Annotated in this window: 8 protein-coding genes and 1 pseudogene; 3 read left to right on the plus strand and 6 right to left on the minus strand. The window is 36.1% G+C overall.

The window, feature by feature from the left end; all coding sequences use genetic code 11:
- Window positions 1-158: 158 nt before the first annotated feature.
- The 3 genes and pseudogenes from RM368_RS07830 to RM368_RS07840 all read left to right on the plus strand — a co-directional run bounded on the left by RM368_RS07830 (window position 159) and on the right by RM368_RS07840 (window position 4,892).
- Window positions 159-1,628: an SLBB domain-containing protein gene (locus tag RM368_RS07830; protein ID WP_322693554.1), complete on the plus strand. Its 1,470-nt coding sequence runs from the start codon at window positions 159-161 to the stop codon at window positions 1,626-1,628.
- Window positions 1,629-1,859: 231 nt separating this feature from the next.
- A pseudogene (locus tag RM368_RS07835) lies at window positions 1,860-2,676 on the plus strand (IS5 family transposase).
- 830 nt (window positions 2,677-3,506) lie between these two features.
- Window positions 3,507-4,892, plus strand: coding sequence for a right-handed parallel beta-helix repeat-containing protein (locus RM368_RS07840; RefSeq protein ID WP_322693555.1), 1,386 nt, complete (start codon window positions 3,507-3,509; stop codon window positions 4,890-4,892).
- 271 nt (window positions 4,893-5,163) lie between these two features.
- On the opposite strand, the gene RM368_RS07845 is transcribed toward RM368_RS07840, so the two are convergent.
- The 6 genes from RM368_RS07845 to RM368_RS07870 form a co-directional block, all read right to left on the minus strand.
- Window positions 5,164-7,392, minus strand: coding sequence for a GumC family protein (locus RM368_RS07845; protein WP_322693556.1), 2,229 nt, complete (start codon window positions 7,390-7,392; stop codon window positions 5,164-5,166).
- Window positions 7,393-8,214: 822 nt separating this feature from the next.
- Window positions 8,215-9,411 (minus strand): glycosyltransferase family 4 protein, encoded by a 1,197-nt coding sequence (locus tag RM368_RS07850; RefSeq protein ID WP_322693557.1) that lies wholly within the window; start codon window positions 9,409-9,411, stop codon window positions 8,215-8,217.
- 284 nt (window positions 9,412-9,695) lie between these two features.
- Window positions 9,696-10,910, minus strand: coding sequence for an O-antigen ligase family protein (locus RM368_RS07855; RefSeq protein WP_322693558.1), 1,215 nt, complete (start codon window positions 10,908-10,910; stop codon window positions 9,696-9,698).
- A gap of 10 nt (window positions 10,911-10,920) precedes the next feature.
- On the minus strand, window positions 10,921-12,024 hold the full coding sequence (locus tag RM368_RS07860) for a glycosyltransferase family 4 protein (protein ID WP_322693559.1): 1,104 nt from the start codon (window positions 12,022-12,024) through the stop codon (window positions 10,921-10,923).
- Window positions 12,025-12,087: 63 nt separating this feature from the next.
- Window positions 12,088-13,518, minus strand: a complete 1,431-nt coding sequence (locus tag RM368_RS07865; RefSeq protein ID WP_322693560.1) for an oligosaccharide flippase family protein — start codon at window positions 13,516-13,518, stop codon at window positions 12,088-12,090.
- Between the two features lie 234 nt (window positions 13,519-13,752).
- Window positions 13,753-15,195: a sugar transferase gene (locus RM368_RS07870; protein ID WP_322693561.1), complete on the minus strand. Its 1,443-nt coding sequence runs from the start codon at window positions 15,193-15,195 to the stop codon at window positions 13,753-13,755.
- Between the last annotated feature and the right edge of the window lie 1,921 nt (window positions 15,196-17,116).

Genomic DNA, 17,116 nt, shown 5'->3' on the forward strand with positions numbered 1-17,116 from the left:
TTCACTAAAAATTTAACTTCAATAAACAAATTTCCTCCGGAAAATCACACTTTTCTAGGAAAATAAGAGTGTCGGGGAACATGAATATTTAGGTATAGTCAAAATAAGAATGTTTAGACAGTACTTTATTGATTGTAGTTTCAGAGTTTCAAGTAAATATGCTTAACAAAAGTTTGTCTAAATTCCTAATTCAGCCAACTGTAGGTATGGCTTTGTTAACTGCTGTCAATGCCGCTGTGTCATCTGCCAGTCTAGCTCAGGGACAACCGTTACCACCAACAACACAACCACCAATTACACAAACACAATTAGATGCTAATTATTCATTAGGAGGCGGCGATCTCATCCGTGTAAATGTATTTGAAGTACCTGAATATACAGGTGAATACCAAATTCCCCCCGGTGGAGCAATCAACCTACCTTTAATTGGCAGTGTATCGGTATTAGGGCTAACAACTGAACAAGCTTCTGACGAAATAGCTAGAAGATATGCTCGCTTCCTCAAACGCCCGTTAATCTCAGTCAATCTCTTGTCTCCTCGTCCTATAAATATTTTTGTTGCTGGAGAGGTGACACGTCCTGGAGCTTACACTCTAAACTTGAGCGGAGGCGCCGGGAACAATCCAGGCGTACAATATCCCACTGTATTAGCAGCATTAACAACAGCGCAGGGGGTGACTTTAGCTGCGGATGTGACTCAAGTTCAATTACGGCGTAGAATAGGACGTTCTTCAGAGCAATCTGTCACCCTCAATTTGAAAGAACTCATTCAAACAGGCAAGTTATCGCAGGATATTACCTTGCGGGATGGAGACACTATAGTTGTGCCAACAGCAACCAACTTCAACGTCGCAGAATCTCGCAATATATTTGCATCCAACTTTGCCGCCAGTCAAACCACACCCCGCACAGTAACAATTATTGGTGAAGTTAACCGTCCTGGTTCGTATCTTGTCACCCCAGGTAATACAGATAGCCAAGTGGGCGCAACTCCCAACAGTGGCACTGCCAGTCCCACTGGTTTACCAAATGTGACACGAGTAATTCAATTAGCTGGAGGGATTACAGCACAAGCTGATGTGCGTAATCTCAAGCTACGCCGACCTACAAGAACTGGCTCAGAACAATCTATAGATATTAATCTTTGGCAACTGTTACAGAGTGGTGATGCCAATCAAGACATCATTGTGCAAGACGGAGATACAATTGTTATTCCGACGGCAACTGAAATTAACCCCGCAGAAGCGACTCAATTAGCGACCACTACTTTGTCTCCTACACGAATTCAGGTTGGTGTGGTTGGCGAAGTTAAAAAACCAGGTCTAACAGACGTTCAACCAAATAGCTCTTTAAATCAAGCTATACTCGCTGCTGGCGGATTTAATGATGCCAGAGCTAGTAGTAGTGCTGTTGATTTGATTCGCCTCAACCCTAATGGTTCTGTCACTAAACGTATAGTAAAAGTGGATTTCTCTGCTGGGATTAATGAGCAAACTAATCCTATACTCCGCAATAATGATGTTGTAGTAGTCAACCGATCTGGTTCAGCTAAGACTGGCGATACCGTCAACACCATAACCGGACCTCTAGGTGTTATCTTTAATCTTTTGAACTTATTCGGACTTTAGTTTAAAAGATAGATGCAAATTGGGGACTTAGCCAACCCTCTTCGTCCCTAAAATTGCACTATCCTTTAATCAAAAGCAAGTTACACATAACACAATACAGTTTAGATAAGCCCAAAATCCAGATGTAGAGACGCGATTTAAAGACTATTTATAAAGTAAATCTAAAGAAGAGTTATCAGGTAGAAGTCAACGATAGGATACTGTTTATGCAGTATATCTACATAGGAAGCAATGAAGCGAAAGCTTTATTCTACAGACCTTAGTGACTCAGAATGGGCAATTTTAGCGCCTTTGATTCCAGCAGCTAAACATGGTGGGCATCCGCGAACAACGGATATGCGAGAAGTATGCAATGCGATCTACTACCACCTAAAGACGAGTTGCCAATGGGATATGCTTCCAGGGGACTTTCCTCCCAGTGCAACTGTTTACAGCTACTATCGTAAATGGCAAAAACGAGATATTTGGGAGCAAATGAATCATACTTTGCGCGATCAAGTTCGTCAAAAAATGGGCAAGTCAACTCAACCAAGTGCCTTAGCAAAGCTCGCCGTAGGCATCGCAGCAGATAGCCAGTCGGTTAAAACGACGGAAAAAAGGGGGATGTGTACGGTTTTGATGGTGGCAAATTAGTTAAAGAGAGGAAACGCCAAACGATAGTTGATAGTCTTGGGCTATTGCTCAAAGTTATTGGCAAGTGTTGGAAATGCTGCCCTATTGAGTGCTTGCAGCCTATGCTTTGATGGAGCTGCTAGAAGAACATCCTGAAGTCTTGGAAAAAGTCGAGGTAATGTGGGTTGATTCCGGCTATAACGGTGATAAGTTTGCCCTCGCAGTGTGGTTGATGATTCAAGCTGATGTTGAGGTAATGCAGCGTACAGGAAAAGAATTTGAGGTTTTACCCAAACGCTGGGTAGTGGAAAGAACATTTGGATGGTTTTACCAATATCATCGTCTTAGTAAGGATTATGAGCGTCTTCCAGAAATGAGTGAAGCTGCCATATATGCTGTTATGACTCGTGTTATGTTGCGTCGTCTTGTTGCCTAAAGATTTACTTTATAAATGGTCTCTTATCGCGTCTTAAAAGACCAATTATCTACACCAACAACCCTTAACCCAAGCGTATTGACACATAACAAACGCTTTACAAGACATCGCTTCTTCCAAATAGCGTTTTTTTTAAATGCTGTGATACTGGTTAGGACAAGTCTGCTATAAATACTCTGACAGTCGCTCTCTTCTGATTTGCCAATGTTCTAAGCTATTTGACTACTTTTATATATCCGTCATTATAATAATTTTAAGTAATATTACTCATAGAAAAATACTGTAAACTTTAAAACTCTCATTGTAAATTCATAATGTGCATTGATAGACTTTTGAAATCTTGATTGTAGGTACTCGGATTACTTATGATAATGAGAATATTTTAGAAAGCAGATTTCGTAAATACTAGTTCATTAATGATTTTTAGTCATTCAATGATTCTTATTATCATAAGAATTATTTAAGTAAATCAACTAATTGATGACAGATATACTATTTTAACCACAGATACTGCGTATACACAGTAGAATGATGTCGAATTGGAAATGACGCCATTTGTACGGTTGCTTGGTGTTCATGAATAGGGTAACTCTGGATACTGATATTTTTTATTCAGTGATTTTATCAGATGTTTGCGATTTTTTGGAACACAAGCTCAAAAGGTGGTTCAGCCATATTTACGCGAAAATGCGCAGGTTTAAACCTATAAAACCGTGTATAAACTTACAAGTGGCAGTGATACGACCGTATCTAATACTGGGTTATTAACTAAGGCTAGAGTTACTAACCGTTAACGATTGAGTTTTTGCAACATACCCTATTTTTTCCCTATGATGATTCATGGTTTCGGTTTTCTCAGTTTGAGCGCATCTCTTGTACTTCCCTGGGCATTAACAGGTCTGGTTCAAGGACAGAGAATAACAGAGTCTTTCTTTAAAGATGTTCCTCAGCCATCCACTATTCAGGAAACACCACTACCTAACCGCAAACTGATCAGTGGTATTTCAACTGGGACAACATACTATGTTAGTGGTAACGGAAACGACAGAAATAGCGGACTCTCTACCTCATCCGCTTTTAGGACACTTCAAAGGGCAGCAAACCTGACTAATCCTGGCGATACGGTACTTATTATGAACGGGCAATACAAGAATGGGCCTAAAAACGGTTCTGTACTAAGTATTAAACGTTCTGGAACTGCAAATGCATGGATTAAATATGAAGCATATCCTGGGCATTTTCCAAAAATTCAGCACAATACGTGGAATGGTATCTCGATTTCAAATGGAGCTTCATACATCGAGATTAACGGGCTGGAGGTTATAGGGAACAATGCTAATATCACCCGTGATTATGCGTTAAGTCAGAAATATAACAGATCAAATCCGCTTACTAACGGAAATTGCATAAGCATTGAGGGAGGAAACAAAGGCCGTTCTCATCACATAAATATTCTAAACAACAAAGTGCATGATTGTGGAGGAGGAGGTATCTCAGCAATCCAAGCTGATTATGTGAAAGTGGATAATAACACTGTTTTCAATAACGCTTGGTACACAGTTCATGGTTGCAGTGGCATTTCCATGCTTAATAATTGGAGTTCTGACAATAACAAGGGATACAAGATATTTGTGACCAATAATAGGAGCTACAACAATCGAATGTACGTTCCTTGGATTGATGCCGGAACGATCACAGACGGTAATGGCATTATTGTTGATGTTTCAAAAGGATATAGAGGACGGGTTTTAATTGCAAACAATCTCACCTACAATAATGGCGGTTCAGGTATTCATGCCCATGATAGTCAGCATATCGATATTATCAACAACACGGCATATTTGAATCAGCAAAGTGCAGAAGTTAAAAAAAAGGCAAAGGGCGAAATTTATGCGGGTTATTCATCTGATGTCAAAATTTTCAATAACATTATGTATCCTTCCCCTGGTAATGCTGCGAATAGCAATATGAAAAATGTCAACGTCAATTATAACTACAATGTTTATCGCAATAATTCGACGATCAAGATTACAGGACCTAACGATATAATTGCAGATCCACAGTTTGTTAATCCCTCAGCTCGTGACTTTAGATTAAAATCAACAAGTCCGGCAATTAATAGTGGTTTAAAGTGGAGTAGTTTGAAAACCGATTTTCTAGGCAATCCTCGTGTGTCCGGTTATGCACCTGATAGAGGTGCATACGAAAATCAGTAGTAGTTAAAAGTATGGCATTGGGTTGTAGGATAAAGTTCTTATTGATATATAGCTTTTGTCTACAACCCAATTGGAGAAGGCCAGCAAGAGCCATGAAGGAAAACAGTGATAGATATATCTGCTCTGATCTAGGAGCGCTATATAAATAATTTTTAGTCCGGTTAATTACTTATTATTTAAAATTTCTGGCGTCTTTACGTCAGTCTTTAATTAATTAATAAATAATTTATCCGGACTTGATGTAACTCCTAAAATAGTGTTTTTAGAAGCTTTATTTCTTCGCCAGTCCCTTAAGCTCTTTTTTCAACTCTCTTGGGTTAAAGTATTCGTGAGAATGATATCGATAACTACTAGATTCATTTTTATCAATGACTCCGTTGACTACTAAACCTAGAACGTTGTAATTGGATCTCTCTAATATCTCTTGAGCAGCATTAGCACTGTTGGAATCAATTACTCCGGGTCGAGCTACTAACAAAATACCATCAGTCATTTGGCTTAAAGTCAAAGCATCGGCTGCCAAAAGCAGTGGAGGAGCATCAATAATTACAAAGTCATACTTATACTGGGATGAGAAACTATCAATGAGTGATGCCATCCGTTTTGAGTCAAGCAAAGCAAGTGGGTTGGGAGGCCTAACTCCAGCAGTTAAAACATCAAGGTTGTCCATTACCTTAGATACGGCAATGTTAAATTCAGCCTGACCTACCAGAACCTCACTCAAACCAACTTCATTGGTTAATTGCCAGAGATGATGCTGAGAAGGAACTCGCATATCTGCATCTATTAATAAAACTTGACGTCCTAGTTGAGCGATCGCTGCTGCCAAATTAGCTGAAACTGTAGACTTGCCTTCTTTAGGAATTGCACTAGTTATCACAATGGTTTTAAGCAATTTATCTGAACTTAAGAATTTCAGATTTGCTTGTATCATCCGATACATTTCACTCGTTAAAGAGTGGGGAGTATCTCTGACGGCAACTATTTGAGACATTGATTCTGCATTTGAATCACGGGAACGAAGCTTTTTAACAGACAAAGGAACAATTCCTAGCAAAGTATATTTAAATACATCTCTAATTTCTTTAAGTGTTTTTAGAGATCTATCTCTCATCGCGAGAAAAAGTACAGTTGTGGTAGCAAAAAACAAACCAAACATGACTCCTAGCACCAAAACAATTATTTTTTTGGTTAATGTAGGATCTTCAGGCACTAAAGCCTGAGCAATAATTCGGGAACTAGGGGTATTTGTATTTTCAACTAACTGTAATTCTTGAACCTTTTTCAATAGAGTTTGATAGGTTGATTCTGCAACTTCAACTTTCCGTTCTAACTCTCGCTGGTTTTGTGCCAACTGGGGTATGAGTTTCACCCGCTGTTCATAGCTGGCACGAGAATTATATAAAGACGAGAGTCTTTGAGTTAAGCCAAAACGTTGTATTTCTGATTGCAGAAAGTTTTGTATCAGGCTTTGTCTGAGTTCTCCAATCTGCAATAGGTTCTGGGGAACTTGTGTTTGATTGCCAATAGTCTGACCAACTTGCTGTTGTAGAAGAGATTTTAAATTCGCTTTTTTTGCTTCTAGGTTAATAATTGTAGGGCTGTCATCGAGAAAACGGCTGCGCTCAACCGCTAACTGCCGATCGGTTTCTTGAAGTTGTGTAAGAATTCCCTGTACTGCTGGTGACTGACTAAGGGCACTCACAGCGATCGCTTCCTGAGAATTTAGCTCTACTTTCTGCCGTAGTTCATTGGTTTGGGCATTTACCTCATCCAGTTGAGCCTTGACAGTATTCATCTCATTATCTAGATTTCCAATAGTCGCAACAGCCGATCTTGTCTCCTCTGATAAATCTGCAATCTGATGCTTTTGTTTAAATATACGTAGCGCTACTTCTGCATTATTAACAGCAGCTTGAGTTGTAGGAAGTTGCTTGGCCATAAACTGACGAGTTGCTCCTGCCTCAGAGCGATTTGTCAGAATATCATTTTCTAAATAAAACTTCATAATTGTGTTGACTACTGCCGCTGCTTCTTCAGGATTGTGACTTTTATAAGCAATACGCAGCACATCTGTCCCACCAATAACTTTTAAGTTCAGGAGTTTTAGTAGTTCTTTTACCTCAAGAGGTTCACCATCGTTGTCTTTAAGTTGTAGTTTGTCTATTGTCCGTTGCAATAAAGCTGGAGAAGAAATAACTTCTATCTGACTGCTTATGGGATTTTGAGTTGCTACCAATGGTTTCAAATCTCCTGCCTCTCCTCCTTCAGAGGTATCAGGGTAAAGATTATTGCCTGCTACTTTAAAACTGGGAACCCTAAATAAAAGTTTTCCTTCCGCTTCATAATCTGGCTTCAGAAATTGTGTAGATATGGCACTCAGAATAACTGTCGCCACAAATACACTGAAAGCCGGTACCCACCACCGTTTCAATATCAATAAGTAACGATTAAGGTCTAAATCAATAGATTCTCTAGATTCCATAGATTTTTCTGACATAAATCTTCCCAAGTACAGGTCTTAAGCAAGAAACTCAAAATTGACTTATAACAGTCACAAACTAGTGCAATTGACAATATTGATTATGTATAATTTTACAATATAAAATATAGTATAGACGAATACGGTTCAGTTAAAGCTTAACTCTTTATCAAAATCCTTTTTTTAACGAACCGCCAAAGACGCAAATAAAATCAGCAAGAAGTGCTTAAATGAAACGTATTATAGTATTAACCCTCTTTTGTCACTCTGGGGAAATAAAAATTGGATCTAAATGATGAAACCTAGATTTAGTGGGAAGATTAGCGATCGCAAGCTAATAGAAACTTTCAAACAAGCTCTAATATTAAAATCCTATCTGGGCAAGGGTTACAAATTATTCTCTGCCGAAAGTGACAAAGGAGGGATTAAGTGAAGAATTTAGTCCTTATTGAGTGTAAATGTGTAACGGTGGTGTGTGTACCTTTATTGAGCAAAACCTTTGTTAATTTTGGGATTTCAGGTCAGTTAACTACGTGCTAATTATAACTGCCTTCTCATAAATCAACCCTTTAGTAACAGGAGGTTAAATTAAAATTTTTTTGCATTAGCCATCAACCACTAATGTTCATTTAAATTTATTTCTGGATTATCAAAGACTTGATTTTTTACTTTGATATTATACGGCTAGATACCTTGTCAGATAAACTATCTTAGCCAAAACACAAATTTTAAAGTCAAGCAAAAAATTCGTTCTTTAGTCATTTTGTAATTTTTGACCATAAACATCTACTCATTACTCAACTCACTTACTACATATAGTAATTCTGAAAGTTCAAGTAGCTACCTACTTTGCCAAACTTTATCGTAAGCATCTAACAGTTTTGGAGCTTGATATTGCCATTCAAGAATTTCCTCCATTCTGCGTCGGCCCTCGGCTCCGATCTTTTGTCTACGTTCGGGAGAATCTAGAAGTTCCAAAATTTTCTCGGCAAATTCTACTTCGTCATTAGGCTTAGCATAAAGAGATGCTTCTTGTGCAGAACGTCTTCCCTCTCGCAAATCAAACTGGACAATTGCTTTTCCCATTGCCATGTATTCAAGAATTTTATTCATAGTGCAGTTTTCGTTATAAGCAGATGTTGGAGAAGGTTCTACACACACGTCGCAGCTGGAAAGCCGCTCTAAAAGTTCTTCACCTTGCTTAAACCCTGTAAATTCTACAAACTCATTCACTTCTAACTCTTTGGATAAGTCCTTGAGCTTTTCTGCCATAGGTCCACTACCAATTAGCATAAAGTGAATATCAGAGCGATTTTTTTTGTATACAATGTAATATACCATTCTTAGGAGATAATCAATACCCTCTGGTTCTCCCATGACACCCATGTAACCTATCAAGTAATTTCTACCTCTACGGTAATTGGGGTTTGGAGGCATTCGACGAAAGCGCGAAAGATCGGGCGCACTACGAACTACAAATACTTTCTCTGGTTTCTTGTGCCCACGGTTAAGAGCTACCTCTCTGTGTGACTCGTTCGTTGAAATTACCATGTCTGCTGTGGCATAGGTCAAGCGTTCAGCCCAGCGTAATCCATGATAAAAAACATCGCGCCGCCGATACTTAGCTTCATACATTTCCGGACTAAGGTCATGATGATCGAAAATAACACATATACCATGAAATAATTTAAACCATGCTGCTACCAAGAAAAGTAAATCGGGCGGATTACAAATATGTATGACATCAAAACTACGCTCTCGCCATACCCTTTGAGCTAAACGGAATTGCCAGTTAATCGCCCAACTGTACTCTCGGAGATAGCCAATGACAGAACTTTCTTCCGGTGGTAGAGGATGACGATAAATGTGAATCTGCTCAATAATTTCGTAATCTTTTTCAAAGCCATTACCTGTAGGTGAAATTACACTAACTTCATACCCAGCTTTTTGTAAAGTAGTTGCTTCCATCCATACCCGTCTATCAAAGGGAACTGGGAGGTTTTCAACGATAATTAGTACTTTCTTCGGTGATGCCATAATAATTTCAATTTTTAATTAGTTTAGTAAGTAATTATTCACTCACTCGTAACAATGGTCGAAACCCTGAATTTATGGGTGATAGGCAGGGAAATGTAAAACGTTACTTTAGTAAAACACTCACTTGCCAAGTCTAAAATATACCTTATTTATGGAACCTATATTCATAACTTAGCGAAACTGGGTTAAATAAGTATGCATATCTATATCGTAAGAACCATCAGTTTTGCTGTTACTAGCTGGTTACAGTTATATTGATTAATCATCTAATTTTTACTTGATCTTTACATTCTGACAGAGAGAGATGCCGCTACATAGAGTATCCAAGTTAAACTATTTGATTCCAGCAAGTTAGACTCAGTGAGGCTAGATAAGAGTATAAATGTCATGTGTATAAGTGGCCAAATATCAAATGCTGTTTTACTACTACGCACGCAAGCAAATCCTTGCAGATAACTGCGCCAAAATCCAAAAAAGAAGACTCCTAACCCTAAAAGACCCAAATCAAGACAAAGAGCCAGATAACCATTGTGGGGGTGGTTTGGCGTCCATCCAGCTGCAAGCCAAATATCAGCAGATTCGCCATTCCATCCTTGCCAGAATCCACCATAACCGTAACCAAGCCAAGGATGTTTCCAAATCTTATCAATTACTAATGGCCACAATTGTGTTCGACCCGTCAGTGTCGCATCTTTACCAATTGCACCAAACAGGATATCAGGGTTATTAGAGAACCAAAAATATAAACTTTGGCTGATAGTTGCCATCATTATTAGGGTTGGTACAATGAACTGGTAAGACCAACGCCAAATTTGAAAAATAAAAAATGCCAATATTATAATTAATAGATTAACTAGAGAGGAACCGGAAGCAGAAAGCCGTAAGAGTATTATTGACAAGCTAAACGCTGCCCAGAAAAACCAACTACGTCTTTGAGTTTGATAACCAAGGATGAAAAAAGTCATACTACTTGTTACCATTCTTGCTCCTAGACCGTTTTTGTGCGTGAATACTCCACGCCACTTTGAGCCATCCAAATCGCTCTGTATTCCATATTTAGGCAAAGCTATAGCAAAAATAAAACTGAGTATTATAATAATTGCAAAGTTCCAAGCAAGTAAATGTAATTGCTGTTTTAAGCTATATCGCGAAGCAAAATATAATCCAAATAAACTGGAATTAATAAGGGAAAAACTATTTTTTAATGTCGTTGATGGTTCAAAAGACCAAAGAATAGAAACAGCTGACAATAAAATTAAAGAAAAAAGCCAAAAGTCTTTTTTAAGGAAATAAAGAGTTGTCTTCCAACGCAAAATTAGTAGTATTACTGTAACTGCGTAGATTAAGGAATAAATAATTCGAATCCCAGAGCTATCAATTTCTACTAAATCGCTCTGTCCAGCTCCTCCTGATAGTACGAGAACAAAGATTGCCCCTGAATACATCAGCAAGCTCAAAATTGTGAATACCTGTTCAGTAACAATTAGTATTTTTCGCATAATAAAATAACTAATATTTATTTTGCATATTTATTTTTTGATAATAAATTTGAGCTGTTTGAGCAGCAATATTTGACCAATTTAAATCTTCTTGACAACGTGCTAATGCCGCAGTTTGCATGCGTTGTTGCAAGTCGCGATCGCTTAACAAATAAATAATGGCATCAGCTAAAGATTGAACATCACAAGGTGGAACTAACAACCCATCTTTTTTATGCTGAATTATCTCACTTAATCCCCCTACTTCAGACGCTACAACCAGCGTTCCCATCCCATAAGATAAAGCTGCTACACCACTTTGAGAAGCTTCTATGTATGGTAAAACTGTTACCGTACTGCGTTGAAATAGCTTACTTACTTCTTCAAGGGGGATAAAGTCATTGATAATTTCGTAGCGTTTCTGATCGTAACCATTAGGGAAATATTGTTTTATGTTTTCTCCCCGTCCAGCGATAATCAGTTTGACTTCAGGTATACGTTCAGCAATTAAAGGCATAGCCTGAAGTAAATATTTCAATCCTTTGTATGGCCAGATGCGGCCAAAAAATAGTAATGTATTTGGATCGCGAGTCTGACTATCGTGATTACCCCGACGCTTATACAAACTACCAAGTTCCCCATGTGGTAAAACATTGACTCGCTCTTGAGGTATACGGAATTGTTCAATTAGAATTTTTTTTAGTTGATGAGTATGAACAATCAATTGTTGGGAACGGTAGAAGGCAATACGCCTGGTATACTCTGAACCGAATACAGACATGCTATCCCCTGGGTGACGGAATATATCATGGATAGTTGTCACCACTGGTGGCATTTTGTTGAGTAACAGTGTCCAATCATACCAAGGATCGTTAGTTTCTTGCACATGCAAAATATCTGGTTTTATGTCTTTGATAATACGCATCATCGCGTACATAGACAATAGGTTGCGCGGGTCGCGAATCCGCGGTTTTTTAAAGGTAATTACGCGGATACTGGAATCAAGAACATTGCTGCATACATTTGAGATTTTTTCCGGGTGAATAAGCGTTAAATCAACATATTTAACTAAACTGTTTGCTAATTCAATAGTGTAATCTTCAAAGCAAAAATGTAATAAAGCAACTTTAATCATAATAAAAATTATACCTCGCTCAATTTTGATGAGTTAATGGTAAAAATCTATCTTCAACACCTACTACGATTTTAAAAATTTTATCCATAAAAAACGAAACCCACCAAATGCACGAATACCTAAATAAATCACAAATAAAGAATAGACACAAGTTGCAATGAGTAAAGTAAATATAAAGTCTAGATTAAGTTTTTGTAATAAAATTAATATAAATAACATGAGAATGCTTATTATTAATGGACGGCGAAATATTCGCCATAAATTTAATGAAAATAAGCGAGTATAGGTGAAATAAATATACTGGATAGAACCAAAAATAGTCATTAATAATGCTATTAAAGCTGCACCTAGCAACTTATAGTGCGAAACTAATACCACACCTCCCAAGCTTCCTAATGTAGTAGTAATAACTACTTCCCGTAGGTTCACTATCTCGAAACCATTGGCTACAAGTAAATAACTTAGTGAGCGTGCAAACGGCAAAAAAAGGAGTGATGCAGCGGCTAAACTAAGGGCTATATTTGCTTCAGCAAAGCTAGTATTATAGATAAAAACTAACAAATCTTTGCCAAACAATAAGATTCCAAGGTATAACGGCAATGCAATGATTAATAAAATTTCGATAATATTTTCAGCTATCTGTCTCTGCTTGTCCCGTCCTTGCTCTACTGCCTTGGAAAATCTTGGAAATATTGCTAAAGTTATACTATTAGCAATAATCAAAAAGGGTTGTAGTAATTGTGTTATTCCACCAAATAGACCTACTAAAAGTTCATTTCCTAATAATGAAAGAATCAATATTTGAATTCTGCCACTAACTACAGCCATTGCTTCAATAGCAAAAAATGTCCGCGCTTCTTTAATTGTATTAAAGACAAAACTTCTATCAATCTGCCATTGTATTTTTACTAAAGGAACAATAAAAATCCATTCAATTATCAGAATTAGTGTTTCTGAAAAAAATAGGATTCCCCCCAAATATTCAATTCCATATTTTAGTTGCATCGCCCAAATCATTATTATTAGGCGTAGGATATAGATCGGCACTGTAGCGATCGCTATCAGATGCATTTTTTCTTTAGCTTGAAAAATCGCCTCTGTGATATTAGAAAGCGCAAAAGGAACGATCGTTAAGCCCATTATGTAACAAACAGTTGAGGTCTTAGAACTATAAGGAAGAAAAAACACTACAATTACCAATGCCGCATAACTAAAGAAACTAAATATTAACTGTAGCCACGTACCACTCATTAGATAGACTGGTGTTTTTTGTGGCTCACGAGCTAGTTCTCTAGTAAACAATGTCTTTAGTCCTTGTGAGGCAATGCCCACAAAGATAAAATAGTAGCTATATGCGAGTAGATACTGACCTAAAGCCTCAGCTCCTAAAGTACGAGCAATAGAAGCGGTTAAAACAAATGCTGTTATGCTTTGTGCTAACCGATTGAGTATCATTGAAAGGGAATTACTTATGAATTTGTACTTTTCTACCATTCTTGTAATTCTTAATTCAGTTTGATTCGTTCATTTTGAGTTACCATAATTGTTTCGGATATATTCTTATAAATAAAATAAGTTTTTTATATCTCCCTCAAAAAGGTAACTAATCGGCAAGGTAGAAAAATCTAAATTTAATCCGCTATTAACTAAACTGTAGACTGCAATACTTTTATCGATACATAACCTAAATTTTATAATCCTGAACCTCCACAGCTATTGTTTTATTCTTTAGTAAGCACCATCTTTTTTCAAAACTACCATAACTGTTTTAAGGAGAATTTCAAAGTCTAAAGCAAGTGACCAATTTTCGATGTAGCTCATATCCAGATGAATCACTTGTTCAAAATCTAAAATATCAGATCGACCTGATACTTGCCAAAGACCTGTAATACCAGGCAAAACCTCATGTCGAATAAAATGATGTTCAGAAAACTTATCAACATCTCTAGTAGGTAGAGGGCGAGGACCTACTATACTCATTTCTCCAAGGATAACATTAAAAAGTTGCGGCAATTCATCTAAGCTGTAACGACGGAGAAACTTCCCAATACGGGTAATACGAGGATCGTCTTTTATTTTAAAGATAATACCATCTTTTGTTTCATTTAAAGCTTCTAATTCCTTCTGTAGTGTTTCTGCATCAGACCTCATAGTTCTGAATTTCCATACTTTAAACTGTTGTCCATGTAAACCTATACGAGTTTGCTTATAAAATACTGTCCCAGAAGAGTCAAGTTTTATAGCTATAGCTATAGCTATATAAATCGGGAATATTAATATTACAAATAAAGTTGCCAGACAAAAATCACAAATACGCTTTATCCAAAAATCTTTACCTGTAATTATCGGGCAATCTAAACTCAGACAAGGCATTCCTCCTATCTTATTAAATTCTACATTTCTATAAATTGGTTTCAATTCCATTGGTAAGATATGTACTTGAATTCCAGATGCTTGAAATAACCAGCACAAAAACATTCTATTTTTTAGAGCATCCCAAGATATAAAAACTTCTGTTACACCTAATTCATTAAGTTGAGTCAATGTCTGTTGACGTTTATATCTGTCTAATGAGTTAGCATTTGCCGTTCCAGAGACAATATAATGCTTTTCTTTTTTTATAAAGCTAGCAATTTGCTCGCGATCTTGAGGATCGCAAATAATGAATACAGAAGAACGAACGATTTTTTTCTGCTTACGCAAATATTCTAAAATAACATTTACACCATATCTACCAGTACAAATAAATAATATACTTAGCAACCAAGATAATAATGTCAATCTTGGGTTGTTGATGTCTACAACTGGTTTATACAAAGAACAAACAATGAGTATTAATCCATGAGCAAAAGTTAACGATTTGATAATATTCCAATAGTCATAGCGTTTTTGACCTTCTCGATAAATACCTTGGATAGCTAGCGATCCGATTTGAATTCCAATAGTTATTAAAATCGGAAAATATTGACTTGGTACATACCAAGAAAGATGCTCAGAAGAAGATTGATATCCAGCAAAAATCCAAGCTAAGGACAACAAAGTACAATCTACTAAAAACAATGTTATCAATCTTAGCCACCACGAACCCTTGCGTATACTGACAAATGCAGATGCACGTAAATCTGAAGATACTTCACTCAATTTATTTGTTGCAATGCTTTGATTACTCATACTTTAGTAATGCCTAATTTTGTTAAAAAAGTTATGAAAAACCATCATCTAATCGTGACATTTTAATTCGCGTTTTTTCAAATAAACTTGTTCTGTATAGTCTACTATTGAATTTTTTTTCAGAGTAACTTATAAGTTCTTTATTAAAAACATATTCCAGGATTTTATTACTTAACTTTAGTTTACATGGTAACATTTATCCTGTTTAGCCCGTAAATTTTTAGCTTTGATGCTAAAAGAAGGGGAAAAAGATTTATTGGCGAATTAACTTAGTATGTTTGAATAACATTCCTGACATTAACAATCACCTTGGTCAGGTAAACAATATTAGTATTAGTATTTTTAATGTACGTGTACAAAATAATTGGACTGTCTTAGCATAATTAACCTTTTTTTGCCAATTTTTACCAAATAATTATTCTTTAATTTTTAAAGACTTTAGTAAGAAGGCTATTTAAATAGACAAATTATAGATAGCGATCGCTATCTATGATTTTGCTTAAGACTCAGCATAGACATAATTTACTTCTCTTCCCAAAATGACAAAATAGGTATAACATCGCAGATGTATCCTTTCTAACAGAGATATAGTTACATATCTTTATAAATTACTTTAGCATGTTTGCTTATACTATTTTAGTTTTAATTAAAAGCTTCTTTGTTTCTTTACGCAGAATTACTTATTAACAAAACTTACACAATTAACCTATAACAAAACGCATCAAAAATTTGATTATTGTTACAAAACTTTACATATACAAGTATTGTAATTTAACATGGGTCGCACTTGTGAGTATATTTTATTACTTAGTATTGGCAAATAAGCCAAAATACAGGTATAGTTTTCAAGGCTTATAACTAGATTTTTCAATGGAATTTTAGCGATCGCACCCAATCAATATTAATTGACAAAAGCGTGAAAAAACGTATTCACGTTATTTCACAAGATAGTTATTTTGTACAGTGCGTAAGTCCTATATTTAAAAAAATTAGTAACAGATTAATGAGAATAATTCTTAATAAATTAAGTTAAGCTCAATAATGTCTAATATTTGTAAGCCTTGCAATATATTCATTCTAAACATTTTTACCTTCCGATGGAGTCAATTTTTTTGATATACCTTTTTGTGTCTTAGATTTGGATTTTAGATCGCTTGAAATTCTTGTCTATTAAAAGTTGAGGACTTAGGCACGGTCATATCAGCGTCAAAAAATCAACATCGGACTTGCGAGTCATTATTTATAGCTAAAAAATTTAAATAAGTTTTTGCTTTCAGAAAAACCAAGGCTTTTGATGTATTTAATATTACATTTGTTCAAACATTAATTCTATGTGCAAGACTTTTACTTTATGTATACTTTATATAGTAAGATAGAATCATCCTGATGATGGTTTCACTGAGTCGACATAACGCTTTTTCGTCAGTCTTTGTGAAAATTAATGATTTTTTGTCGTCTCGGTTAACGAAAAATCAACCCTTCAACTTAAACTTATGAAAAAATAATAAGTATAAAAGGATAAATAGGACTTACGTACTGTACAACAAAATCATCTTTGTATAACGTAAATAAGTTGTTTCAGGTGTTTATAAAATATCCATTTTTAACCGCGATAGCAAAAATTTGGTTAAAAGCCTTAAAAAGTATGCCTGCTATTTCAGCTTTTCTGTATAAAAATGAATTAGGTTAAAACCTTCTTGTTTTCTACTTTTTGCCTTTCTGAACTTTTGAGACTTAGAGCAGAATGTCCCAACGCAGGAAGTCAACGATTAAACTTCCCCTTTCCCCTTCTTGATTATAATGACAATTTTTACACCAAGTTGAGCTTATTTAAGTATTTTAGCAAATTTGATCGTATCTTTACACTATCTTTACATATCAATAAACACAATGAAGATTCGGTAATAATGATTTTCCCATT

The organism is Nostoc sp. DedSLP03 (assembly GCF_034530815.1).
Lineage (GTDB): Bacteria > Cyanobacteriota > Cyanobacteriia > Cyanobacteriales > Nostocaceae > Nostoc.

Bases quoted from the DNA above. Each gene is read 5' to 3' on its own strand.
- RM368_RS07860 (WP_322693559.1), bottom strand. From the start codon at position 12,024: ATGATTAAAGTTGCTTTATTACATTTTTGCTTTGAAGATTACACTATT.
- RM368_RS07855 (WP_322693558.1), bottom strand. From the start codon at position 10,910: ATGCGAAAAATACTAATTGTTACTGAACAGGTATTCACAATTTTGAGC.
- RM368_RS07870 (WP_322693561.1), bottom strand. From the start codon at position 15,195: ATGAGTAATCAAAGCATTGCAACAAATAAATTGAGTGAAGTATCTTCA.
- RM368_RS07840 (WP_322693555.1), top strand. From the start codon at position 3,507: ATGATGATTCATGGTTTCGGTTTTCTCAGTTTGAGCGCATCTCTTGTA.
- RM368_RS07850 (WP_322693557.1), bottom strand. From the start codon at position 9,411: ATGGCATCACCGAAGAAAGTACTAATTATCGTTGAAAACCTCCCAGTT.
- RM368_RS07830 (WP_322693554.1), top strand. From the start codon at position 159: ATGCTTAACAAAAGTTTGTCTAAATTCCTAATTCAGCCAACTGTAGGT.
- RM368_RS07865 (WP_322693560.1), bottom strand. From the start codon at position 13,518: ATGGTAGAAAAGTACAAATTCATAAGTAATTCCCTTTCAATGATACTC.
- RM368_RS07845 (WP_322693556.1), bottom strand. From the start codon at position 7,392: ATGTCAGAAAAATCTATGGAATCTAGAGAATCTATTGATTTAGACCTT.